Annotated in this window: 23 protein-coding genes; 8 read left to right on the top strand and 15 right to left on the bottom strand. The window is 68.8% G+C overall.

Annotated features, from left to right (window positions below):
- The first annotated feature begins 52 nt into the window (after positions 1-52).
- Complete coding sequence (locus N536_RS0124045; RefSeq protein ID WP_051574735.1) at positions 53-925, top strand: sigma-70 family RNA polymerase sigma factor; 873 nt, start codon at positions 53-55, stop codon at positions 923-925.
- 21 nt (positions 926-946) lie between these two features.
- Positions 947-1,543, top strand: a complete 597-nt coding sequence (locus tag N536_RS0124040; RefSeq protein ID WP_029115940.1) for a DUF4126 domain-containing protein — start codon at positions 947-949, stop codon at positions 1,541-1,543.
- Here N536_RS0124040 and glgC read toward each other — a convergent pair.
- Complete coding sequence (gene glgC, locus N536_RS0124035) at positions 1,540-2,754, bottom strand: glucose-1-phosphate adenylyltransferase (RefSeq protein WP_029115939.1); 1,215 nt, start codon at positions 2,752-2,754, stop codon at positions 1,540-1,542. The genes N536_RS0124040 and glgC overlap by 4 nt on opposite strands.
- Before the next feature lie 124 nt (positions 2,755-2,878).
- On the opposite strand from glgC, the gene glgA reads away from it, so the two are divergent.
- A complete protein-coding gene (gene glgA, locus N536_RS0124030; protein WP_029115938.1) occupies positions 2,879-4,048 on the top strand; it encodes a glycogen synthase in 1,170 nt (389 codons plus the stop codon).
- Positions 4,049-4,113: 65 nt separating this feature from the next.
- On the opposite strand, the gene N536_RS41700 is transcribed toward glgA, so the two are convergent.
- From N536_RS41700 to N536_RS0123990, 8 genes are all read right to left on the bottom strand, one after another.
- Positions 4,114-4,281 (bottom strand): DUF3117 domain-containing protein, encoded by a 168-nt coding sequence (locus N536_RS41700; RefSeq protein ID WP_003406247.1) that lies wholly within the window; start codon positions 4,279-4,281, stop codon positions 4,114-4,116.
- Positions 4,282-4,462: 181 nt separating this feature from the next.
- A complete protein-coding gene (locus N536_RS0124020; protein WP_029115937.1) occupies positions 4,463-5,059 on the bottom strand; it encodes a DNA-3-methyladenine glycosylase I in 597 nt (198 codons plus the stop codon).
- Positions 5,056-5,430, bottom strand: a complete 375-nt coding sequence (locus N536_RS0124015) for a DivIVA domain-containing protein (protein WP_029115936.1) — start codon at positions 5,428-5,430, stop codon at positions 5,056-5,058. The genes N536_RS0124020 and N536_RS0124015 overlap by 4 nt, the downstream gene beginning before the upstream one ends.
- Before the next feature lie 43 nt (positions 5,431-5,473).
- Entirely contained in the window at positions 5,474-6,985 is a 1,512-nt protein-coding gene (locus tag N536_RS39345; RefSeq protein ID WP_036437479.1) for an adenylate/guanylate cyclase domain-containing protein, read from the bottom strand.
- An 88-nt stretch (positions 6,986-7,073) separates the two neighbouring features.
- On the bottom strand, positions 7,074-8,027 hold the full coding sequence (locus tag N536_RS0124005) for a glucosyl-3-phosphoglycerate synthase (RefSeq protein WP_029115935.1): 954 nt from the start codon (positions 8,025-8,027) through the stop codon (positions 7,074-7,076).
- Positions 8,024-8,854, bottom strand: coding sequence for a dihydropteroate synthase (gene folP, locus N536_RS0124000; RefSeq protein ID WP_231514622.1), 831 nt, complete (start codon positions 8,852-8,854; stop codon positions 8,024-8,026). The genes N536_RS0124005 and folP overlap by 4 nt, the downstream gene beginning before the upstream one ends.
- Positions 8,855-8,970: 116 nt before the next feature.
- Positions 8,971-10,761, bottom strand: coding sequence for a long-chain-acyl-CoA synthetase FadD6 (gene fadD6, locus N536_RS0123995; protein ID WP_029115933.1), 1,791 nt, complete (start codon positions 10,759-10,761; stop codon positions 8,971-8,973).
- A 38-nt stretch (positions 10,762-10,799) separates the two neighbouring features.
- A complete protein-coding gene (locus N536_RS0123990; protein WP_029115932.1) occupies positions 10,800-11,402 on the bottom strand; it encodes a TIGR00730 family Rossman fold protein in 603 nt (200 codons plus the stop codon).
- Positions 11,403-11,485: 83 nt separating this feature from the next.
- On the opposite strand from N536_RS0123990, the gene N536_RS0123985 reads away from it, so the two are divergent.
- Positions 11,486-13,564 (top strand): ATP-binding protein, encoded by a 2,079-nt coding sequence (locus N536_RS0123985; protein WP_029115931.1) that lies wholly within the window; start codon positions 11,486-11,488, stop codon positions 13,562-13,564.
- Between the two features lie 3 nt (positions 13,565-13,567).
- Here N536_RS0123985 and N536_RS39340 read toward each other — a convergent pair whose 3' ends face one another.
- On the bottom strand, positions 13,568-13,786 hold the full coding sequence (locus N536_RS39340; RefSeq protein WP_036437477.1) for a hypothetical protein: 219 nt from the start codon (positions 13,784-13,786) through the stop codon (positions 13,568-13,570).
- A 93-nt stretch (positions 13,787-13,879) separates the two neighbouring features.
- Between N536_RS39340 and N536_RS39335 the strand changes: the two genes are divergently transcribed.
- Together N536_RS39335 and N536_RS39330 are read left to right on the top strand one after the other, a co-directional pair.
- The gene (locus N536_RS39335; RefSeq protein ID WP_051574734.1) at positions 13,880-14,404 is read left to right on the top strand and encodes an EspA/EspE family type VII secretion system effector; all 525 of its coding nucleotides are present in this window, start codon (positions 13,880-13,882) and stop codon (positions 14,402-14,404) included.
- Between the two features lie 42 nt (positions 14,405-14,446).
- Positions 14,447-15,253 (top strand): ESX-1 secretion-associated protein, encoded by an 807-nt coding sequence (locus N536_RS39330; protein ID WP_064751584.1) that lies wholly within the window; start codon positions 14,447-14,449, stop codon positions 15,251-15,253.
- On the opposite strand, the gene N536_RS0123965 is transcribed toward N536_RS39330, so the two are convergent.
- Together N536_RS0123965 and dapE are read right to left on the bottom strand one after the other, a co-directional pair.
- Positions 15,250-16,863 carry an ABC-F family ATP-binding cassette domain-containing protein gene (locus N536_RS0123965; protein ID WP_029115930.1) on the bottom strand — a complete coding sequence of 538 codons (1,614 nt, stop codon included), beginning with the start codon at positions 16,861-16,863 and terminating at the stop codon, positions 15,250-15,252. The two genes, N536_RS39330 and N536_RS0123965, sit on opposite strands and share 4 nt — an antisense overlap.
- 153 nt (positions 16,864-17,016) lie before the next feature.
- The gene (dapE, locus tag N536_RS0123960; protein WP_029115929.1) at positions 17,017-18,084 is read right to left on the bottom strand and encodes a succinyl-diaminopimelate desuccinylase; all 1,068 of its coding nucleotides are present in this window, start codon (positions 18,082-18,084) and stop codon (positions 17,017-17,019) included.
- Positions 18,085-18,155: 71 nt separating this feature from the next.
- Between dapE and dapD the strand changes: the two genes are divergently transcribed.
- On the top strand, positions 18,156-19,100 hold the full coding sequence (gene dapD / locus N536_RS0123955) for a 2,3,4,5-tetrahydropyridine-2,6-dicarboxylate N-succinyltransferase (protein ID WP_029115928.1): 945 nt from the start codon (positions 18,156-18,158) through the stop codon (positions 19,098-19,100).
- 3 nt (positions 19,101-19,103) lie between these two features.
- Here the strand turns inward: dapD and N536_RS0123950 are convergent, their stop codons facing one another.
- Positions 19,104-20,357: a glycoside hydrolase family 27 protein gene (locus tag N536_RS0123950; protein ID WP_029115927.1), complete on the bottom strand. Its 1,254-nt coding sequence runs from the start codon at positions 20,355-20,357 to the stop codon at positions 19,104-19,106.
- 77 nt (positions 20,358-20,434) lie between these two features.
- Between N536_RS0123950 and N536_RS0123945 the strand changes: the two genes are divergently transcribed.
- Positions 20,435-21,715 carry a nucleotide disphospho-sugar-binding domain-containing protein gene (locus N536_RS0123945; RefSeq protein ID WP_029115926.1) on the top strand — a complete coding sequence of 427 codons (1,281 nt, stop codon included), beginning with the start codon at positions 20,435-20,437 and terminating at the stop codon, positions 21,713-21,715.
- 154 nt (positions 21,716-21,869) lie between these two features.
- Here the strand turns inward: N536_RS0123945 and N536_RS0123940 are convergent, their stop codons facing one another.
- Both N536_RS0123940 and N536_RS0123935 read right to left on the bottom strand, forming a co-directional pair.
- Positions 21,870-22,220, bottom strand: a complete 351-nt coding sequence (locus tag N536_RS0123940; protein WP_029115925.1) for a VOC family protein — start codon at positions 22,218-22,220, stop codon at positions 21,870-21,872.
- Entirely contained in the window at positions 22,211-23,617 is a 1,407-nt protein-coding gene (locus N536_RS0123935) for an acyl-CoA synthetase (protein WP_029115924.1), read from the bottom strand. The genes N536_RS0123940 and N536_RS0123935 overlap by 10 nt, the downstream gene beginning before the upstream one ends.
- Between the last annotated feature and the right edge of the window lie 49 nt (positions 23,618-23,666).

The raw sequence follows: 23,666 nt of genomic DNA, 5'->3' as shown, positions 1-23,666 counted from the left end.
ATGCCAACCGGCAGTCATCCGTCATAGAGATGACGGATGACGACGGTGGAACATGACTGGAGGGAGGCATGACGTGGACGAGGCAACATTCGAACAGCACCGGCCACATCTGCGCGCGGTCGCGTTCCGCATGCTGGGTTCGCTGACCGACGCCGACGACGCCGTGCAGGAAGCGTGGCTTCGGATGGACCGCGCCGACGTCGGCGACGTCCGCAATCCGCGCGGCTGGTTGACCACGGTCGTCGCACGGATCTGCTTGGACGTGCTGCGGGCGCGAAACGCACGGCCCGAGAAGCCGCTCGACGAAGCGGCGACCATCCCCGCGCATGACGCCTTCGACCCAGAACAGCAAGCGGTGCTGGCCGACTCCGTCGGCATCGCGCTCCTCGTGGTGCTGCAGACGCTGTCACCGGCCGAGCGGCTCGCGTTCGTGCTGCATGACATGTTCGACCTGCCGTACGCCGAGATCGCACCGATCGTGGGCCGCTCGGAGAACACCGCCGCCCAACTGGCCTCCCGGGCACGGCGCCGCGTGCGCGGCAAGACTCCCGATCCTGCAACGGATTTGGCGCACCAACGTCGCCTCGTCGACGCCTTCCTCGCCGCGGCGCGCGATGGTGACTTCGACGCGCTTCTCGCGTTGCTGGACGACGATGTGGAGTTGCACGTCGACGCCACCGCGGCAGGCACCCCGACGACGATCCGCGGCGCGGACGCGGTAGCCGCCAACGCGCACGCCTTCTCGGCCAACGCACGATTCGCCGAGCCCGCATTGGTGGACGGCGCCGTCGGAATCGTCGTCGCACCGTTGGGAAGGCTGGCGCTGGTGCTGCGCTTCGGCATCGCCGGCGACAGGATCAGCGACATCGACATCGTCGCGGATCCGATGCGACTCCATGCACTCGACCTCGCCCTCCTGGACTGATCAACGACACATACTGAAGCCGTGGAACTGCTTACCGGTTTCGGCCTGGCCACCGCGGCGGGACTCAACGCCTACATTCCGCTGCTGGCGCTCGGCCTGCTGTCGCGGTTCACCGACTTGGTGACACTGCCCCACGGCTGGGCCTGGCTGGAAAACGGCTGGGTCATGACGATCGTGGCGGTACTACTGGTCGTCGAGATCGTCGCCGACAAGATCCCCGCGCTCGACAGCGTCAACGATGCGATCCAGACGTTCGTCCGTCCGACGGCGGGCGGCATCGTGTTCGGCTCGGGCACGGCCTCCCAGACGGCCGCGGTCACCGACCCCGGGGCATTCGCGCAGTCGGGCCAGTGGATTCCCGTCGTCATCGGCGTCGTCACCGCTCTGGTGGTGTCGCTGACCAAGTCGACCGTCCGGCCCGCGGCCAACGTCGCCACTGCGGGAATCGCCGCGCCGGTGCTGTCCACCTTCGAAGACGTCACCAGCCTCGGACTGGTGTTCGCGGCGATCCTGCTGCCGGTCCTGGTCTTGGTGGCGATGGTCGCGTTGATCTGGGCGGCCGTGACGCTCTTGCGGCGTCGACGGCGACGCCGTCAAGCGCGAGCGGTTGGCAGCTAGATCCAGACGCCCTTGCCGACTGCCACCACGCCGCCGGCGCTGATCGCGAATCGCTCGCGATCCTTCTCCAGGTCGACACCTACCTGCTCGCCAGGGCCGACCACGACGTTCTTGTCGAGGATGGCGTGTCGGACGACGGCACCACGCCCCACGCGTACGCCGGGCATGATCACGCTGCCCTCGACGATCGCGCCGTCGTCGACCACCACGTTGGAGGACAGCACCGAATTGCGCACCGACGCCGCGGAGATGATGCTGCCCGCGCCGACCACCGACTCCTGCGCGGAACCGCCGTTGACGAACTTGGCGGGCGCCAGGTTCTCCGGCTCGCCCCGAATCGGCCAGCGCCGGTTGTACAGGTTGAACACCGGGTGCACCGACACCAGATCCATGTGGGCGTCGTAGAACGCGTCGAGGGTGCCGACGTCGCGCCAGTAGCCGTGGTCGCGCTCCGTGGCGCCGGGCACTTCGTTGTTGTTGAAGTCGTAGACGGCGGCCATGCCGTCCCTGACCAGACGCGGGATGATGTCGCCGCCCATGTCGTGGTCCGAGTGGTCCTCGTCGGCGTCGGCACGGATGGCGTCGATCAGCACCTTGGTGGTGAAGATGTAATTGCCCATCGACGCGAACGTCTGTTCCGGATCGTCGGGCGTGCCGGGCGGGTCGGCGGGCTTCTCGACGAAGGCGCGGATGCGGCCCGACTCGTCGGAGTCGATGCAGCCGAACGCGGTGGCCTCCTTCCGCGGCACGCGGATGCCCGCCACCGTCGCGCCCGCACCGCTCTCGATGTGGAACTGGAGCATCTGCTCCGGGTCCATCCGGTAGATGTGGTCCGCGCCGAACACGACGACGTAGTCGGGGTCTTCGTCGTAGATCAGGTTCATCGACTGATAGATCGCGTCGGCCGAGCCGGTGTACCACCGCGGGCCGAGCCGCTGTTGGGCGGGCACCGGCGTGATGTACTCCCCCGCAAGCCCGGAAAGCCGCCAGTTCTGCGAGATGTGGCGGTCCAGCGAATGCGACTTGTATTGCGTGAGAACGCAGATCCGCAGGTACCGCGCGTTGACCAGATTGGACAGCACGAAGTCGATGAGCCGATAGGCGCCGCCGAACGGAACCGCGGGCTTCGCGCGGTCGGCGGTGAGCGGGTAAAGACGCTTGCCCTCACCGCCGGCAAGGACGATGCCGAGCACGTGTGGCAGTTCCCTCATCCCTCAAACCTATCGGCCCCCACCAGATGCGGCTAGCCATTCGCGGTGATTGACCGAGTTCTCCTCCGCTGTCGGTCAAGACAATTGGATGCGGTGACCCGCGCGGGCTACTAGCGTCGTCACCATGCGGGTGGCGATGATGACACGGGAATATCCACCCGAGGTGTACGGCGGCGCGGGAGTGCACGTCACCGAGCTCGTCGCGCAGCTGCGACATCTCTGCGAGGTCGACGTGCACTGCATGGGTGCGCCACGGCCCGACGCCTTCGTCGCCCAGCCCGATCCCGCGCTGCTGGGAGCCAATGCCGCGCTGGCCACGCTGTCGGCCGATCTGCTCATGGTGAACGCCGCCGCATCCGCGACGGTCGTGCACTCCCACACCTGGTACACCGGGATGGCCGGCCACCTCGCGGCGCTGCTGTACGGCGTTCCGCACGTGCTGACCGCGCATTCGCTGGAGCCCATGCGCCCGTGGAAGGCCGAGCAGCTCGGTGGTGGCTATCGCGTGTCGTCGTGGGTGGAGCGCACCGCGGTGGAGGCCGCCGACGCCGTCATCGCGGTCAGCTCCGGCATGCGCGACGACGTGCTGCGCACGTACCCGGCCCTCGACCCCAGCCGGGTGCACGTCGTGCGCAATGGCATCGACACGCAGGCGTGGTACCCGGCCGAGCCGCAGCCGGGCGACTCGGTGCTGGCCGACCTCGGCGTCGACCCGGCCAAGCCCATCGTGGCGTTCGTCGGCAGGATCACCCGGCAGAAGGGCGTCGCACATCTCGTGGCGGCGGCGCACCGGTTCGCCCCGGACGTGCAGCTGGTGTTGTGTGCAGGCGCGCCGGACACCCCCGAGATCGCCGCGGAAGTCGCTTCGGCGGTGCAGGATTTGGCCGCCGCCAGGAGCGGGGTGTTCTGGGTACGAGAGATGTTGCCGGTCACGAAGATACGCGAAATACTCTCGGCTTCAACGGTTTTCGTGTGCCCGTCGGTGTACGAGCCGCTGGGCATCGTGAACCTGGAGGCGATGGCGTGCGCGACGGCGGTGGTCGCCTCCGACGTCGGCGGCATTCCCGAGGTGGTGGCCGAGCAGGAGACCGGGCTGCTGGTGCACTACGACGCGGCCGACGCGGCCTCCTTCGAGGCCGGGCTCGCCGACGCGGTCAACGCTTTGGTCGCCGATCCCGAGCGCGCCAAGCGGTACGGGCAGGCCGGGCGCCAACGCTGCATCGACGAATTCTCCTGGGCGCACATCGCCGAGCAGACGCTCGACATCTATCGCAAGGTCGCCTCGGAGGGATAGCGGCGCGATGCCGTGCGCCGGAGACGGGTCTCCGCGCAACGGGTGGCCCCGCGCGTGCAGCGGGACTAGCTGGTGACGCCCTTGAGTTCGTCGCCGAGAGCAGCGGCTTCGTCGGGAGTGAGTTCGACGACGAGGCGTCCGCCGCCCTCCAGTGGTACCCGCATCACGATGCCTCGCCCCTCCTTGGTCGCTTCCAGTGGACCGTCGCCGGTCCGGGGCTTCATCGCCGCCATCGACTGCTCCCTCCGAACGTGCGGGCCCGCGTGAGCGGATCCGTCTGCAGCCGGGACTGCCCACCCGTCGACAGCTCCCGGCACTGAACTGCAACTGAACTTCCTACATTGTTCCCTATGGTGGGCGTTCGGTGTGCAAAGACCCGGCCAAGGTCACTGGACGGCGCGTCCGGGGGTGCGCTCACGGCTGAAATGAAACCCAGCACGAATCGAGGTGATCGTCGACCATTCCGGTCGCCTGCATCAGCGCGTAGGCGGTCGTCGGGCCGACGAATTTGAATCCGCGCCGCTTCAGTTCCTTTGCCATCGCCGTGGACTCGGGGCTGATGGCAGGCACGGCGGACATGTCGACCGGGCGGGGCCGGGCCGGAGGGGCGAACGACCACAGCAACTCGTCGAGGTCGACGTCCAACTCGGCTGCCGCGCGGGCGTTGGCAATGGTCGCGTCGATCTTGGCGCGGTTGCGGACGATCCCGGTGTCGGCCATCAACCGCTCGACGTCGCGGTCGGTGAACGCAGCCACCTTCGGCACGTCGAACTGCTCGAAGGCACGCCGGAAGTTCTCCCGCTTGCGCAGGATGATCAGCCACGACAGCCCACTCTGGAAGGCCTCCAGCGACATCCGCTCGAACAGCTCCCGGGTACCGTGCAGGGGACGGCCCCACTCGTAGTCGTGGTAGTCGCGGTAGAGCACGGAATCCGGTGCGGCGGAACGTGTTCCGGTGAAGTCGGCCCAGCCGCAACGTATCCGGCCATCACCGTCGACGGCGACGCTCACGGGTCCGTCCGCTCGTCCTCGTGCAGCGCATGCGCGCCCTGGTGCACCTCGTTCCCGACGTCGTCGGAATCCTCGTCGAGGCTCTGGACGCCGCGCACGGCGGCGAGTTGACCGCGCAGCAGATCGAGTTCCTGCCCGAGCCGCTCGAGCACCCAGTCGACCTCGCTGGTCTTGTAGCCACGCAGCGTCTGGGTGAACTTGACGGCCTCGACGTCGGAACCCGTCACGCCGGAGGCGGGCAACACCGTGGCGGTGGTCCCCCGCGGCAGTGGCGGCAACCGCTCACCGCGGCCGAACAGCACGCTGCCAAGACCGAACAGGACGACGGCCACCAGGATCAGCACGACCAGGTACAGAAGAATCAAGGTCACGAGATCGATACTGCCGCACGGCGCCGACAAGCCGGCCGCCGGATCAACCCCTCGCCGCGGTCGGGCGGCGGCTGAGCAACCGCAGCGTGACACGGCTCAGCCGGGGCGCCCGGTTCGCCACCTCGACGAGGGCCCGGTCGGCGGCTTTCATCGTCGCGACGGGCGATGGCGTCAACGCGGCATGCTCGGGAGTGGCCTGGGACGCCGGCCGCTGGTCCTCGCGGCGGTCGGAGACGACGGCGTGCACCGACCACATGCCCGGTACACCCTTCAACTCGTGCTCTCCCCGTGCGTCGAACTCGACGCCCGAGCCAAAGACCAGATCGCGCACCGTGGCGGAGACCAACACCTCGGCCGGCCCGGCCAGCGCCATGATGCGAGCCCCGATGTGCGCGGCGACACCGCTGATGTCGTCTTCGGTGACCTCGCACTCGCCGGCATGCACCCCCGCGCGCACCTGTAGCCCTTCCTCGCGCGCATGCCGGGAGATTGCGAGCGCGCACCGGACGGCGAGCGTCGGGCGGTCGAAGATCGCCAGTACGCCGTCGCCCATCGTCTTGATCAGCCTGCCGTCGTGGCGCTCAACCCGGTCACGCACCTCGGCGTGGTGCACGGCCAGCAGCGTCGACCACCGCTCGTCCCCCATCTGCACCGCGCGCGCAGTGGATTCGACGATGTCGGTGTAGAGCACGGTGACGAGCTTGCGCGTGACGGGCCCGCGGGGCGCACTGCCGCCGACGAAGTCTTCGATGCCCGCGAGCATGTCGTCCCCGTTGAACCAACAGATGTGCTCGGCCCCCGGTAGTTCGAGCATCTTGGCCCCGCCGATTGCATCCGCGGTCCACCGTGCAGCCTCGACGGGAGTGACGTCGGCGGTCCGGTGAATCACCAGCGTCGGCACATCGACGGCATCGACCGCGCCCGTGACGTCGTAGTCGAGCATCGCGTTGATCATGACTCGCGCCATGCCGGGACTCGCGCACGCTCGCTCGACGTTCGGGGCCAACCTGCGGTACAGCAAGTTGTCGCGCGCATACGGGGAAAGGGTTTGGAGCATCGCCCCGTCGCCCCAATGGTCGGTGGAGTGTCGAAGCATCGCCCAGAGCGGTTCGAATCGAGATTCGGCGCCCGGCAGGAAGTCATCGCCGAGCGTGAATCGCGGGGGCGCGGCGGACACCGTGATCAGGGCCTCGACGCGCTCCGGATGCGTAGCCGCGAGCAGCACGGCCGGCGGAGCCGCCTCCGAGCTGCCGATCACCACCGCGCGGCGCGAACCGGCCGCGTCGAGGACGGCGAGGAAGTCGTCAGCCCGCTGCTCCACGGTCGGGATACCGGCGACCGGATCGGACAACCCGGTGCCCGGCTTGTCGAACAGCAGGAGGCGTCCGATCGACGCCAGCCGACGCAGGAACGCCGTCGCATACGGGTCGGCCCACATCAGGTCGAGGTGCGAGATCAATCCGGCACCAAAGATGATGTCGACGGGCCCATCGCCGATCGCCTGAAAGGCGATGCTGATGTCCCCCCGACGGGCGTACTCGACGTCGACCGTCACGTCGCTACCGCTTGCTCTTCCCCCACATAACCGCTGATCGTCCCCCTCTGGGGTCGTCAGGTCAATTAGCCCGCGGAAGCGGGTGTTATTACCGGCCCGGGCGCAGCGTCATCATCGGCGGCCGGTCCGCCAGCGACACCGTCGACGTCCTGGCGGCGTAGTCGTCGCCGTCGGCGAAGAACTGCGTCAGGCCCACCTCGGAGTCGGAGACGCCGCAGCGGGACAGCAGCGTGGCGATCACCTGTCTGCTCATCGAGGCCAGTTCGGTGAGCGGGCGGTTGCGGTGCGTGCGCACGCCGAGGTTCACCTGGGCGATGGCGTCGAGCCCAAGCCGGTCGTAGGTGTCGATCAGCAGACCGATCTCGACGCCGTACGCGGGGGCGAACGGCACTGAGGTCAGCAGTTCGCGGGTACCGGCGTACTCACCGCCCAGCGGCTGCAGCAGGCAGGTCAGCTCGGGGCGCAGCGCAGCCAGCAGCGGCCGCGCGACGAGTTCGGTGACCCGCCCGCCGCCGTTGGCGTCCTCGCTGCCGCTCACCTTCAACGGGCGGCGGTAGAACCCCTTGACCAGGTGCACGCCGTCGGTCGTCAGCAGTGGACCGAGCAGCTTGGGAACGAACATCGGGTCGGGGTCGATGAGGTCGGAGTCGACGAACACCACCAGGTCACCGGTGGTCGCGGCAAGCGACCGCCACAGCACCTCACCCTTGCCTGGCTGCGGCTCGACCTCGGGCAATGCGGCCTCGCGGCTGATCACCCTGGCGCCAGCGGCGAGGGCGCGGATCTCGGTGTCGTCGGTCGAGCCGGAGTCCAGCACGATCAACTCGTCGACCAGTCCCCCGAGCAGCGGGGTGATGGTGTCGATCACCGATGCGACGGTGTCCTCTTCGTTGAGCGCGGGCAGGACGACGGAAACCGTCCGGCCCCCCTTCGCCGCCTCGAGGTCGGCGACGGTCCAGGATGGCCTGCGCCACGTGTGGTCGGTCATCCATCGGTGTCCCGCCACGGCGTCGGCGGCGGTCAGTTCAGGTGTGAGTGTCATGCCAGTCCCCTCGTGGTCCGCGTCGGTGGACGCACCCCTTGGATCGACGCGACCATTTCCAGTACGCGCCGAGTCGGCCCTACCTCGTGTACCCGAAACATGGCGGCTCCCGCCTCGGCGGCGAGTGCCGTCGCGGCTAGGGTTCCCTCCAGGCGTTCGGTCAAGCCCACGCCCAGAGTCTCCCCGACAAAATCCTTGTTGCTCAGCGCCATCAGGACCGGCCATCCGGTATTTACAAGATCTTTTACGTGGCGCAACAAACTAAGACCATGATGAGTGTTCTTACCGAAATCGTGGGTTGGGTCGATGAGCACGGCGTCCCGCGCGACGCCCGCGGCGACGGCGCGTTCGGCGGCCGCGGTAACCTCCGCGATCACGTCGTCGACCACACCGCGTTCGGTTATCCCGTAGTTCACCCGGAACGGTCGCGTGCGCGGCGTCGCGCCGCCCGTGTGTGAGCACACCAGGCCCGCGCCGAACTCGGCGGCGACCTCCGCCAGACCCGGATCGGCGCCTGCCCAGGTGTCGTTGATCAGGTCCGCGCCCGCCGCGCATGCCTGCTTGGCCACCGCCGCGCGCCAGGTGTCGACGCTGATCAGCTGGTCGGGATAGGTGCTGCGCACCCATTCGATGAACGGCACGACGCGGGCGGTCTCCGCCTCGGCGTCGACGTCGCTACCGGGGCCGGCCTTGACGCCGCCGACGTCGATCACGTCCGCGCCTTCGGCGATCACCCGGTCGACGGCAGTCTTCGCGGCGTCGTCGGTGAACGTCGAGCCACGGTCGTAGAACGAGTCCGGCGTGCGGTTGACGATCGCCATGATCATGGCGCGATCGCCCGCCACGGGGCGGCCCAAGAAGGTCGACTGCACGACTCCAGGCTACGGACGTGTGGTTTGTGCATCCGTAGTCGCGTTCACCGCGACCAACCGTGCACGCGTCGCTAGCCCTTCGGCTTCTTGCCGTCCTTCACCTCGGCGAGGTACTCGTCGTAGAACGGCACGTAGCCCTCCTCGCGGCCGGCCAGCACGTACAGCGGGTCCTCGACGTTGGTCTCGCCGGCGCCGTAGCCCTCCTTGCGCAGGTCCACCTTCTGGCTCTTGAACGTCGACGTGTGTGCCAGCTCGCCGACCACGCGGACGAACAGCGGGACGGCGTAGCCGGGCAGCCGGTCGTAGGCCGCCTTGGCCAGCGCCTTGCCGTCGAACTCCTCGCCGTCCTTCAGCTGGATCGCCGTCATGCCTGCGCGGCCACCGGTGCCCGGCACCTCGACGCCGAACACCGTGCATTCCTCCACTTGCGGGGCGGTGGACACCGCCGCTTCCACCTCCGTGGTGGCGACGTTCTCGCCCTTCCAGCGGAACGTGTCGCCGAGCCGGTCGGTGAAGGCGGCATGCCCGAAGCCCTGCGAGCGCATCAAATCGCCGGTGTTGAACCAGACGTCGCCCTCCTTGAAGGCGTCCCGGATCAACTTCTTCTCGGACTCCTTCTTGTCGGTGTAGCCGTCGAACGGCTGGAAGTTGCTCACCTTGGACAGCAACAGGCCCGGCTCGCCGTTGCGCACCTTCTTGACGCGGCCGTTGCCGTCGCGCACGGGTTCGCCTGTGTCGCCGTCGTATTCGACGAACGCGACAGGGGTAGGACAGATGCCCGTGGTCTTGTCGACGTTGAGCACGTTGACGAACGCGGTGTTGCCCTCGCTCGCGGCGTAGAACTCGCACACTCGGTCGATGCCGAACCGCTCGGTGAACTCGTCCCAGATGGCCGGGCGAAGCCCGTTGCCCGCGATCACCCGCACCCTGTGCTTGCGGTCGGTGTCCTTGGGCGGTTGGTTGAGCAGATACGCGCAGATCTCGCCGATGTAGACGAAGGCCGTTGCGTCGAAGCGGATCACGTCGTCCCAGAACTTCGACGCCGAGAAGGACTTGCCGAGGGCAAGCGTCGCACCCGAGTTGAGCACCGAGGACAACGCCACCGTCAACGCGTTGTTGTGATAGAGCGGCAGGCAGCAGTACAGGGTGTCGTTGCTGTTCAGCCGCATGCCGAGGCCCCCGAACCCGGCCAGTGCTCGCAACCAGCGGTAGTGCGTCATCACGCTGGCCTTCGGCATGCCGGTGGTGCCCGAGGTGAAGATGTAGAACGCCTTGTCCTTGGCCAACACGGCCGACGTGGTGGCCGGGTTGGTGGTGGGCGCGGTGGCCGCCAGCCGCTGCAGTTCGTCGACGGTCATCAACCCGTCGATCTGGGCGCCGCTTTCGCTGATCGGCTCGAGCAGGTCGGTTTCCGCCACGACCGCCGCCGCGTTGAGCAGACCGAAGCTGTGCTTGAGGACGTCGCCGCGCTGGTGGTAGTTGAGCATTCCGGCGATCGCGCCGCACTTGACCACCGCCAGCATCAGCAGCACCGACTGCGGCGAGTTGCGCAGCATGACGCCGACAACGTCGCCGTGGCCGACTCCGCGCGCGGCGAGCACCGCGGCGTAGCGGTTCACGGTCTCGTTGGATTCGCGGTAGGTCAGCCGCTCGTCGCCGAACTTGATGAAGTCCTTGTCGCCGTACCGTGCGGCGCGGTCCTGGAACACCTTGCCGATCGACGTCTTGGCCGTGGGGCGGGCCCCGAAGCCGGTGATCACACCACTCAGGATGGTGGGCAAGTCCATCAGCAGACCTGGTACGTGGGTGGCGATGTCGAGCAGCCCGACGCTGCTGCGGGTGGTCTGCTTCTGGTCGCTCATTCCGTACGTCCCCCTCTGGTGGTCATCCGCGAAGTACCCTAGCCGCGCAGGTGAGCGGTATCGCCACCGCTCGGGGCGCAGGCCTCCATGGCAGCGTCGACGTCGGCCACCACGATGAGCCGGTCCAGCGCGGCAGGCGCAACGTAGCCAGTACCCGCCAGCCCGCGGAGCCACTCCAGCAACCCGTCGTAGTGACCGATCGGGTCGAGCATCACCAACGGCTTGTCGTGCATGCCGAGATAGCCGGCGGTCCAGGCCTCGAAGAACTCCTCGAGCGTGCCGATTCCGCCGGGCAGCACGATGAATGCGTCGGCCCGCTCCTCCATGACCTGCTTCCGCTCGCGCATGGTGTCGGTGACGATCAGTTCGTCGGCGTCGACGTCGGCGACCTCGCGGTGCACCAGTGCCTTGGGGATCACCCCGACCGTGTGGCCGCGGTGCGCACGGGCGGCCTCGGCGAGCGCGCCCATCGCCGACACGTTGCCTCCCCCGGATACCAGGGTCCAGCCGCGGTCGGCGATGGCGTGTCCGACGCCGTTCGCCAGCGCCAGCAACTCGGGATGTGTCGGGCCGGACGCGCAGTACACGCACACGGCCCAGGGGCGGTCCTTGGATTCGGTGAAGTCGGAGTCTTCGGGCACATCGCAAACTTAGACGAGCGCTCTCCGGCCAGATTTGGCGCATTCAGCGGTTTGGGCCAGGGGCCGCGCCATAGGATCCGGCGGTGCCTGTCGAGTGGGTGACCGCGCCGGAAGAACCGTTGCTGGGCCGTCTCGAGGCCGCTGTTCGCAACCGTGCGGGAGCCATGCTGATCGGGCCCGCCGGGGTCGGCAAGACGTCGCTAGCGCGCACGGCGGTCGCTCGTCTCTCGGGGGAATTCGCGCGGGTCGCGACGGTGACGGGCTCGGTCTGCGACTCGGCCGTGCCGTTCGCAGCCTTCGGCGGACTGATCGAGGTGCCCGACACCGGCAAGACCGCGGCGGTGCTGCGCGCCGCGCGCGAATCTCTGGGCGAGGACTTGTTGCTGCTCGTCGACGACGCGCACGCCCTGGACAAGCTGTCCGCCGCGCTGCTGCATCAACTCGCGATCAGCGGAGCGGCACGGTTGATCGTCGTGGTCGACTCCGACGAGTCGATCCCCGACGGGCTCGCGGCCCTGGTGCGCGACGACCTGGTGGACCGAATAGACGTTCTCCCAACGGGATACGACGCGCGCCTGCTCGAAGAGCAGGTGAGCTACTTCGTCGCGGAACTGCCAGGGCAGGCATCATCCGTGTTGGAGTTCGTCGCCGTCTGCGAACCGCTTTCCGTGGCAGCGCTTTCCGATCTGGTAGGTGCCGACGCCGTGGCCGCGGCGGCCTCGGCAGGCGCGGTGACGGTTGACGGCGACGAGGTGCGGGCGGTCCACCCCATGTTCACGTTGGTGGCGCGAAACCACTTGAGCCCCAGCCGAGAACGGGCCGTGCGTACCGCCCTCGTCGAGAAACTGCCCGCCGCGGGAGGCGTCGTCGAACGACTGCGGCGCACCGCGCTGGCACTGAACAGCGACCGGCCGCCTCCGGCCGCCGACCTCGTCGCGGCGGCCGACGAGGCGCTGCGGCTGGGCGATCTCGAGCTCAGCGAGCGGTTCGGCCGCGCCGCCCTGGCCGACGGCGGTCTGGCTGCCCGGCTGCCGCTGGCGTACGCCCTGGCGTGGCAGGGGCGGGGCCGGGATGCGGATGCCGTGCTCGCCGACGTCGACCCGGCCACCTTGACCGAGACGGAGCTGATGGCCTGGGCCCTGCCGCGGGCGGCCAACCAGTTCTGGATGCTGTCCGAGCCCGAGCGGGCGACGGCGTTCCTGCAGACCACCCGCAACCGGGTGACGACGCCGACCGCTCGCGCCACGCTCGACGCGTTGTCGGCCACGTTCACGATGAACTCGGGCAGCCCGAGCCGCGCCATGCAGATCGCCACCGAGGTGCTCGCATCGCCCGACGCGGACGACACGGCAGTCGGCTGGGCTGCCGCGGCGGCGGCGTTGAGTTCGGCGCGCATGGGCCTGTTCGCGGACGTCGACCCGTTGGCCGAACGGGCGGCGACGGCGGGACATCCCGGCCTATTGCGGTTCACGTCCGGCTTCGGGCAGACCACGACGCGGCTGCTGGCCGGTGACCTGGACGGGGCGCAGGCCTTGGCGCAGGGCCTGCTCGACTACACCCAAGCTCAGCAGCCGGGCCGCGCCATCGGTGAAGTGTTGGTGGCCGACGTGCTGATCGCCCGCGGCGAATTGCGGGAGGCGGTGGCGCTGTTGCGCGATGCCGCCGCGGCCCTTTCGCCGACCGGCTATTCGTGGGGCCCGCTCGCGTGGATGTCGTTGGCCTACGCCCTCGGTCAGCTCGGCGAGACGGCAGAGGCGAGTCGCACGCTCGCCAAAGCCGAAGCGCGGCATGGACTCAAGTCGATGCTGTTCGCTCCCGAGCTGGCCATGGCGAAGGCGTGGACGTGTGCGGCCCGCCGCGACGGCCACGGCGCGATCGACGCCGCGCGAGACGCCGCGCGCGCGGCCGAGCGGGGCGGCCAGTCCGCGGTAGCCCTGCGGGCGCTGCACGACGGTGTGCGACTCGGCGACACCCGAGCGGCCGACGGAATCGCCCGGCTCGGCCTCGATTGCATGGTGAGCAGGCTCGCCCTCGATCATGGTCGCGCGTTGGCGGCTGCCGACGCGGACGGGTTGGACGCCGTGGCGGCGGCGTTCGCCGGGATCGGGATGCACGGTGCCGCGTCCGATGCCGCGGCGCAGGCCGATCGGGCGCGCGCGTAGGGGTCAGTGTCGCGGCGGCGGGCTCTCGTTGTCGGATGGGTCGTCGATTCCGTCGGGCCTCGGCATCGGCGGCATGGCACCGCGGATCTGGTCGAGGTGGCTGTCGGATTCCCACGTCGGGAATCCCTTCCTTCGCGCGTTGCGCACGTAGACCGCGACGACGAAGGCGACGGCCAGCGCGAGGAAGGCGACGAGGGCGACTTTGCCGATGGTGAGCCACATCAGGGTCGACCCTAATCCCAGAATTGCCGCCCGGATGCACCTATCGGCGGTCCTAAGATCATTAGCTGACGGTATGAGCGAGGGGGCGGCGGTGTGAGCGTGCTGGATGCGTTTCTATCCACGTGGTCGAACGCGCGGGCCACGTTCGGCGAGGGCACTCCCGAAACCGGCGCCCAGTACGACCAGAGTGGGCAGCTGCTGGAGATTCAGACCATCGTTGAGTCGGCGGCGCCTGATTCGACGTGGATCGGCAGCGCCGCTATGCCGTACGCCGTCGCCAACACCAAACAAGCCGAGGTGTTGGGGAAACTCGCCGCGCTCGATCAACGGCTCAGCGCACGGGTGAACCTGTCGTCTCAGGTCGTCGACGGCGGCCGCAAGAATCTCGATGCGTTGCGCCAGTGGGTAATCGATGCTGCCGCAGCCGTGCCTCCCAATGAGAACCGCGACGAGCTCCTGCTGGGCATCGTGCAGACGGGTCTCGGTCAACTCAGCCAGATCGTCGCCACATCCAACGGCGAGGCGACCAAGATCGCCGGTGAGATCCGCAAGTTGGATGCCGAATTCACGGCGCTGGGGTGGGAAAGTGCTGCTTCCGAGCCCCGATCAACACCCTAAAATCGACATGCAGGATGAGTTGCCAGTCGAGGGGGCCACGCCGTGAATGAACCGCTGTACGTACAACCCGATGGCGTGCGCAACTTCTCTCAGGTTCACGACCAGGTGGTGTCGGCCCTCTCGCAGGTGATGGGATCGGCCGCACCCGAAGCGCTCGGTGTCGAGACGTCGCACGGCCCCATCGCGTCAGCGGTCAGCACCGCCCTCGGACAGGTCCTCGGCAGCAGGCAGGGCACGTTGCAGGCCACGTCGACGTCCGGTCAGACCATCTCGGAGTTGTTGCGGAAGGCCGCCCAGATGTACGAGCAGGGCGACCAGAAGGGTGCCGAGACGCTCCGGAAGGCGGCCGAGACGATGCAGGCCGCCGAGGCTGGGGGCGCGCCCGGTGGTGGCGGGCCCGCCGGGGCAGCGGGCGCAGGCGGGGGTGCGGCGGGCGCCGGCGGTGCGGGTGCGGGTGGCGGTGCCGACATGATGGGCCAGATGGTCGGACAGATCGGACAGCAGGTCGGTCAGATGGCGCAGTCCATTGCGCAGCCGCTGCAGGGTCTCGCCCAAGGGCTGCAACAGCTTCCGCAACAAGTCATGCAGGGCGTCCAGGGCATCGTTCAGGCGGCTGCCGGATCCGCAGGAGCGGCTGGGGCGGGAGCCGACGAGGCCAAGGACGGTGATCGGCCCGGCGACAAGGAGTCCAAGGACGACGAACGCCGCAACGAACCGCGCGAGGCGCCGTCCGGCCAGCGCGACGAGGCCCAGCCCGGGAAGTCCGCGGAGCAGGGCAGGGCACCGGAACCGCCACCCACACCCGAGCGTCGCGAACCGGCGCAGACCCGTCCGCAGCAGTCGCTCTAACCGAGCCGACCGTCGGCGAGCACCAGACGCCGTTGGACCCCAATGGCTTCCAGGAAGCTTTCGTCGTGGCTGACCACCACGAACGCCCCCCGATAGGCGTTCAACGCCGACTCCAGCTGACCGACGCTCACGAGGTCGAGGTTGTTGGTCGGCTCGTCGAGCAACAACAGTTGCGGTGCGGGCTCGGCGTTGAGCACGCACACCAACGTCGCCCGTAGCCGTTCACCGCCCGACAGCGACCCTACGGGCAGGTGGATGTGGTCGCCGCGAAACAGGAACTGCGCCAAGAGGTGCATGCGACGGGTATGGGTCACGCTGGGCGCGAACGCGGCGAGACTCTCTGCCACCGTGCGCTCGGGGTCGAGCAGATCCAGCCGCTGGGACAGATACGCGATCCGCCCGTCGGCTCGTTGCACGTCGCCGTGCTCCGGCGTCAGGTCGCCGGCGATGATGCGCAGCAGCGTCGACTTGCCCGCCCCGTTCGGTCCGGTGAGCGCGATCCGTTCCGGTCCGCGGATGTCCAGGTCGATGCCGTTGTCCGCGAACAGGTCCCGCCCTCCCCTGCTCATCCGAAGACCCCGCGCGGCGAGGACGGTGCGGCCAACCGGCACGTCGGTATCCGGCAGGTCGAGCACGAGCGCGTCGTCGTCGCGCAACGCGAGCTCTGCCGCGCCGAGTCGAGCCCTGGCGTCGTCGACCCGCTTGGCGTGCACCTCGTCGGACCGGGCGGCGGATTCCTGCGCGTCGCGCTTGAGCTTGCCCGCGACGATCTTGGGCAGGCCGGCGTTCTTGACGTTGCGGGCGGCGGTTCCCGATCGCCGCGCCGCGCGTTCCCTTGCCTGCTGCATCTGTTGCTTCTCGCGCTTCAACTGCAGTTCCGCGTTGCGCACGTCGGCCGCGGCGGCGCGTTGCGCGGCTTCCACCGCGGCCTCGTAGTCGGTGAAACTGCCTCCGTAGAAGGTCATTTCACTTCCGCGCAGCTCGGCGATGCGGTCCATCCGGTCGAGCAGTACGCGGTCGTGGCTGACCACCAGCAGGGTGCCGCCGAAGTCGTCGAGCGCGGCGTACAGCCGCTGCCGGGCGTCGGCGTCGAGGTTGTTGGTCGGTTCGTCGAGCAGCAGCACGTCGGGGCGCCTGAGCAGCTGCGCGGCCAGCCCGACCGACACCACCTCGCCACCGCTGAGTGATCCCAACGGCCGGTCGAGTGTCAGGCCGGCCAGGCCCAGCCGGTCGAGTTGGGCACGAAGCCGCTCCTCGACGTCCCAGTCGTCGCCGATCGCGGCGAAGACCTCGTCCGAGGCGTCGCCCGCGGCGAGGGCGTCCAACGCGCCGATGATCGGAGCGACGCCAAGGACGTCGGCGACGGTCCGCTCCGCATCGAACGGCAACGTCTGCGGCAGATATCCGAGCGTGCCGTCGACGGTGATGGAACCGGCGGTGGGTTGGTACTCCCCCGCTGCGAGCTTGAGCAGCGTGCTCTTGCCCGCACCGTTCGGCGCCACCAAGCCGGTCCGGCCCGCCGGGATCGTGAAGGACAGGTCGGCGAACAGCGGGGTGTCGTCGGGCCAGCCGAAGGACAGATGTGAGAAGACGATGGAAATGTCAGACATGCGAGAGGTCTCTCGGTGAGACCGCGGCATCGCGCCGCGGCACGAGGAAAGGACGAACGACGTGTGCTCCGGTTTTATCCGGAGATGTCGTCTCCCAGCATGTTTGCGGCCCGCCTCTGTCTGACTACAGGTACAACGACCATAGTAGCCGCGTCACGCAACCAGATATTTCCGCAACATCTCCGTGGCGGCGGTGATCTGCGCGACCTGCACACGCTCGTCGACGCGGTGCGCGAGGTTCGGATCACCGGGCCCGTAATTGACCGCCGGGATGCCGAGCGCCGCGAACCGCGCCACGTCGGTCCAGCCGTACTTCGCGCGCACCTGTCCGCCTGCGGCCGCCACCAGCGCGGCAGCGGCCGGTTTGGCCAGCCCGGGCAGTGCGCCCGCCGCGGCGTCGGTCAATTCGATGTCGACGTCGAGGCCGTCGAGCACCTCCCGCACGTGGGCCAGCGCGGCATCGACGCTGCGGTCGGGCGCGAAGCGGAAGTTGACCGTGACCGACGCGGCGTCGGGGATCACGTTGCCGGCGACGCCGCCGTCGATCCGAACAGCCGACAGTCCTTCGCGATACGTGCAGCCGTCGATGTCGACGCTGCGGGCCTGATACGCCGAGAGCCCGTCGAGTACCGCACCAAGCTTGTGAATGGCGTTGTCGCCCAACCACGATCGCGCGGAGTGCGCTCGCGTGCCTGCAGCCCTGACGACGACGCGGATGGTGCCCTGGCAGCCGGCCTCGATGAATCCCCCCGACGGCTCGCCGAGGATCGCCACGTCGGCGCGCAGCCAGTCGGGCAGCTCGCGTTCGATCCGGCCGAGCCCGTTCGCGCTCGACTCGATCTCCTCGCAGTCGTACATCACCAGCGTGATGTCGTGCGTGGGCTCCGCGACGGTGGCGGCCAGGTGCAGGAACACCGCGTCGCCCGATTTCATGTCCGACGTGCCGCAGCCGTGCAGTTCGCCGTCGACCAGCCTGCTCGGCAGATTGTCCGCCGCCGGAACCGTGTCGGTGTGTCCGGCCAGCAGCACCCGCGACGGCCTGCCGAGATTGGTGCGGGCCAGCACCGCGTCACCGTTCCGTACGACCTCGAAGCCGGGGGCTTGCGCTCGCAGGGCGGCCTCGATCTCGTCGGCGATGCGCTGTTCGTGCCGCGACTCGCTGGGAATGTCGACCAGCGCGGCGGTCAGCGCGATCGGATCGGCGCGTAAGTCCAGGGCCACAAGTCCTGAGGCTAGTTCCGGCGGGCAGGAGCGCAGCGACCGGGGGATCTTGTCCAGTAGCCTTTGACGACGTGACTTCTGCATCAGGCGTCGGCGTGGCCACCATTGCGGCCGACGGAACGGTTCTCGACACGTGGTTCCCCGCTCCCGAGCTCGACGCGGACGGCGAATCCGGTACGACGCGGCTGTCGGTGGCCGAGGTGCCCGAGGACCTGGGCGCCCTGGCCGGTCGCGACGACGACCGCGGCGTCGACATCGTGCTGGTGCGCACCACGATCGCGTCCCTCGATGACAAGCCTGCCGACACCTACGACGCCTACCTGCGGCTGCACCTGCTGTCCCACCGGCTGATCACCCCACACGGCGCCAACATGGAGGGCATCTTCGGTGTCCTGACCAACGTGGTGTGGACGAACTACGGCCCGTGCGCGGTCGACGGCTTCGAGCTGACCCGGGCCCGGCTGCGTCGGCGCGGAACCGTCACGGTGTACGGCATCGACAAGTTCCCGCGGATGGTGGACTACGTGGTCCCGGCGGGCGTCCGGATCGCCGATGCCGACCGGGTACGGCTGGGCGCGCACCTGGCCGCCGGCACCACCGTGATGCACGAGGGCTTCGTGAACTTCAACGCCGGCACCCTCGGCACGTCGATGGTCGAGGGCCGGATCTCGGCGGGCGTCGTGGTCGGCGACGGCTCCGACGTCGGCGGTGGCGCCTCGATCATGGGCACCTTGTCCGGAGGCGGCAAGGAAGTGATCTCCGTCGGCAAGAGCTGCCTGCTCGGTGCGAACGCGGGCCTGGGCATCTCGCTCGGCAACGACTGCGTGATCGAGGCCGGCCTCTACGTCACTGGCGGCACCAAGGTGACGACCTCTGACGGCGAGACGGTGAAGGCGCGCGAACTGTCGGGCGCGAACAACCTTCTGTTCCGGCGCAATTCGCTGTCCGGCGCGGTCGAGGTCGTCAAGCGTGACGGCACCGGGATCACGCTCAACGAAGCACTGCACGCCAACTGACGCCTACGGGCAACCCGGCGTCACACGCAGCATCGCGACGCCATGTCCCGGCACCGTCCGCTCGACGTCGCCAGTGGTGGTCGTGTCCGCATGCGCCCACAGGTCACGCACGGCGTAGCAATTCGCCTGGCGCAGACCGCTCGAACTCGCGTCGGCGCGAATCGACGCGGGCTCGGCGTCGGGGTTGAACAACGCCATCGCTACCGCACCGTCGGCCAGGCGCTTCACGATCACCCGGGGGTCTCCCGGGAGCGGCCCCCCCTGAACCAGCAACGGATCCTGGTCGACGGCGATCACGTCGCGGTTGGTCAAGATGTCGCGGGTCTCGTCGGTCATCGACCGAATGTCGTTGCCCGCCAGCAGCGGAGCTGCCAGCATGGCCCACAACGAGAAGTGCGCGCGCTGTTCGGCATCGGTCAGGTCGGGCCGTCGCGGGCCGAGCGCCATGGTCGGGTGCCCGCTGGCGAACGCGAGCCACGGGATGCCGACCACCAGCATGTCCGGGTCATTCACGTGCGCCGGGCCGCTCCGGGACGCCGTCGGGCCTGCGGCGCTGAATGCCTGACTGACGCCGGCGAGCCCTTCCGACCACAAGCCGTCGTCGCCCCAGGCAGGCACCAGGTCGATGGCGTCGCGGCTCATGTCGGCGATGTGGGACCAGTCGTACTCCGACCCGGCCGACGGGTCACCGGAACTGTTGGGGTTGATGCTGTACGCGATCCGACGGCCGCTGGCGCGCAAGGCATCTCGCATCGCCGTGAAGTACTTCACCTGTTCGTCGTGCCCGGCCTGTAGCCGGCACCAGTCGTACTTGAGGTAGTCGACACCCCAGTCGGCGAACGCACGCGCGTCGGCCGCCTCGTGACCGGCGGACCCGATGCGCGGATCCTGACCGCACGCCTGGTTGAACGGGCTCTGATAGAGGCCGAGGAACATCCCGCGATCGTGCGCGTAACGAGCCAGCGCGGCGATGCCGTGCGGAAACCGGTCCGGATCGGCACGCAGGTTGCCCTCGCCGTCCCGGGTAGGCGCCGCCCAGCCGGCGTCGAGGTTGACGTAGCGGTAGCCGGCGTCGCGCATCCCCGACGACACCATCGCGTCGATGGTCTGCTCGACGGTCCGTTCGGTCAGCGGGACACCGGAGTTCCACGAGTTCCAGCCCATCGGCGGTGTGCGCAACAGGGCCGGCTCGGTGGTCGTCGACGTGCAGCCGGCGAGCACGGCCACGCACGCCATCAGGCTCATGAGTCGACGCACGCCGCCATCGTGGCATCGAAGCCTGGGAGTCGGTTTGGAAGCGCCTGAACGGCCGCACGCGCGTAGATTCGGCCGGTATGACGCAGCCCGTCGTGGCCCTCTTTCCCGAACCTGGCGCGTGGGGACCCACCAACAATCTCGTCGCACTGGGCAATCACCTGCTCGAACGGAACATCCGCACCGTGTTCGTGGTCGAGGAGTCGTTCGAGGGCGAGCTGGTTGCCCGCGGCTTCGAGGAACGCCTCATGCGGTTGGCCCCGCCCCCAGAGGGCGGTGAAGCGGTCGGCGAGGGCTGGGCCGAGTTCGTTCGCGTGACGTCACCGGAGTTCCGCAAACCGACCATCCAGCAGCTCGAAACCGTGACGGGGCCGATCTGGGACGAATTCGTCGCGGGCGCCGAGTATTCGCACGATCGGCTGACCGAGATCTGGTCGGAAGTGCAGCCCGACGCCATCGTGCTCGACTGCGTCGCAAGCTTCCCGTCGGTGTCCTTGGCGGGCTGTCCGTGGGCGCGTGTGGTGTCGGCGAACCCGTTGGAGCTGCCCGACGTCGACATCGCGCCCGTCTTCTCCGGGTACCCGGCCGACGACCGCACCGGCTGGGACGAGTTCCGCGCCGAGTACCGCCGGGTCACCGGCCCACTATTGGAGCGCTACAACGCGTTTCATCAGGAGTGTGACGCCGAGCCGCTGCCCGACGGGGCGTTCCAGTACGAGTCGCCGTACCTCAACCTCTACATGTTCCCGGCCGAGCTGGACTATCCGCGATCGCGACCGCTCGGTCCGTCGTGGCACCGGATCGACACCTCGACGCGCAACTCCGACGGCGCGTTCGACGTGGCCGAAAGGGTCGGCGATTCAGGCACGTTGGTGTATCTGTCCCTGGGCAGCCTCGGTTGCATGGACGTGCCGCTCATGCAGCGGGTCATCGACTCACTGGATCGGACGCCGCATCGGGTGATCGTGTCGATGGGCCCGCTGCACGACCAGCTGAGGCTGGGCGACCGGATGTGGGGCGAGCAATTCGTTCCGCAGACGGCGATCGTGCCGCAGTGCGACGTGATGATCACCCACGGCGGCAACAACACCGTCGGCGAGGCGTTCACGTTCGGGGTGCCGACGATCGTGCTGCCGCTGTTCTGGGATCAGTACGACAACGCGCAGCGCATCGACGAATGCGGTTACGGCGTAAGGCTTTCCACGTATGAGTTTACCGACGAAGAGCTACATTCGACGATCGGCCAGTTGATCGGCGACGAGGTGCTCGGCAAGCGACTGGGGGCGGCGTCACGACGGCTGCAGGCCTCGCCGGGGCGGCTGCGCGCCGCGGACCTCCTCGAAGGACTGATCCGGGGCTGAGGGCGCGAACATACCGGTCTGCGCCCTAACGGCCAGTCCTACCCCAGGGTTGTCGATCGCCGCCTCGCGGCCCCGAGCACAGCCGTGGCGTGGAAAATGCGCATAGGACGCAGCAGGGGGTATCGGGCAGATTCTCGTTCGCCGCGAACGGTCCTCAGGAATGGGCGGCGAGGATGCAGAATTCGTTGCCCTCGGGGTCGGCCAGCACCACCCACGACTCGTCGCCCTGGCCGATGTCGACGTGGCGGGCACCAAGTGCGACGACGCGGTCAACCTCGGCCTGTTGATCGTCGGGCCGGAAGTCGAAGTGAATGCGGTTCTTGACGACCTTGTCGTCGGGTACCCCGATGAACAACCAGTTGGGCCCGGCGCCGGGCGGGGCGACCAGCAGGACGTCGCCGTCGGAGTCCACGTCGGAGGGCCAGCCCAGCACCTGAGACCACCATTCGCCCAGAGCTTTGGCGTCGTGCGAGTCGATGCAGATCTCGTCGAACGTCAGGCCCACGTGACCAACTCCTTCTTCAGCACCTTGCCCATCGCGTTGCGGGGCAGACCGTCGACGACCCGCACCTCGCGGGGCCGCTTGTGCACCGAAAGCTGCGCCGCGACGAAGTCGATCAGGTCAGCCGGTTGGGCCTCACCGACGACGAACGCGACGATCCGCTGCCCGAGGTCGTCGTCGGGGACACCGACCACAGCCGCCTCGCTGACGCCGGCGTGCCCCAGCAGCACGGCCTCGATCTCGCCTGCGCCGACGCGGTAGCCGCCCGACTTGATCAGGTCCACGGATTCGCGCCCGACGATGCGGTGCATTCCCCCGCCGTCGACCACCGCCACGTCACCGGTCCGGTACCAGCCGTCGCCGTCGAGGACTTCCGCGGTGGCGTCCGGCCGGTTCAGGTAACCGTCGAAGAGCGTAGGGCTCCGAACCTCAAGGCGCCCAATGGTTTCCCCGTCGTGCGCCACCTCCGCACCGTCGTCGTCGACCAATCTGGTCGATACGCCGGCCAGGGGCAGCCCCACCCAGCCGGGCCTGCGTTCCCCGTCGGCGAGGGTGCTCAGCGTGATCAGCGATTCGGTGCTGCCGTAGCGCTCCACGGGCGCATGGCCGGTCAGCCGGACGAGCCCGTCGAACACCGGCACGGGCAAGGGGGCGCTGCCCGAAACCAGCAGCCGCGCCGGCGCCAGTGCCAGCGCCGCATCGACGTCGACGACGACGCGCGACCACACCGTCGGCACGCCGAAGTACAGCGAGCCGTGCGCCGCGGCGTACGCCTGCGGCGTCGGTCTTCCCGTGTGCACGAAGCGATTTCCGATCCGCAGCGAGCCGAGGAGTCCGAGCACCAGGCCGTGCACGTGGAACAGCGGCAGTCCGTGCACCAGGGTGTCGTCGGGTGTCCACTGCCACGCGTGCGCGAGGGCGTCGATGTCGGCTGCGATCGCCCGGCGGCTGATCAGCACACCCTTGGGCGGGCCCGTGGTTCCGGAGGTGTAGATGATCAGCGCGGTGGCATCTGGCGACGGCTCCTGATAGCGGTGCCACGACCGGGCGTGCATCCGAACCGGTATGTGGGGCAGTCCCTCGGTCTCGTCCGGGAGGTCGCCCAGCCAGGCTTGCGCACCCGAGTCGGTGAGGATGTGACGGCGCTCGGCGACGCCGACATCGGCAGGCACCGGGACGACCGGTACGCCCGCGATCAGGCAGCCCGTCACTGCCAGCACGGTCGCGGCGGTCGGCGTGGCCAGCACCGCGACGCGGTGGGCGCCGCCGACACGCTCCGCGACCGACGTCGCGGCGCCGACGAGGTCGCTGCGACTCAGCGTGACTCCATCGATGCGGACGGCGTCGCCGACGTCGTGGCCGGCGGCGACCGACGCAGGGTTCAACGAGGCCAGCAACACGACTGCGACGTTACCCGGTGGCCCAATCGCAGCCCTGAGCGCGCCCACA

The sequence above is a fragment of the Mycobacterium sp. URHB0044 genome (assembly GCF_000620625.1).
GTDB lineage: Bacteria > Actinomycetota > Actinomycetes > Mycobacteriales > Mycobacteriaceae > Mycobacterium.
Note: the sequence above shows the minus strand (reverse complement) of the source record. Positions and strands in the feature narration are given on the sequence as shown.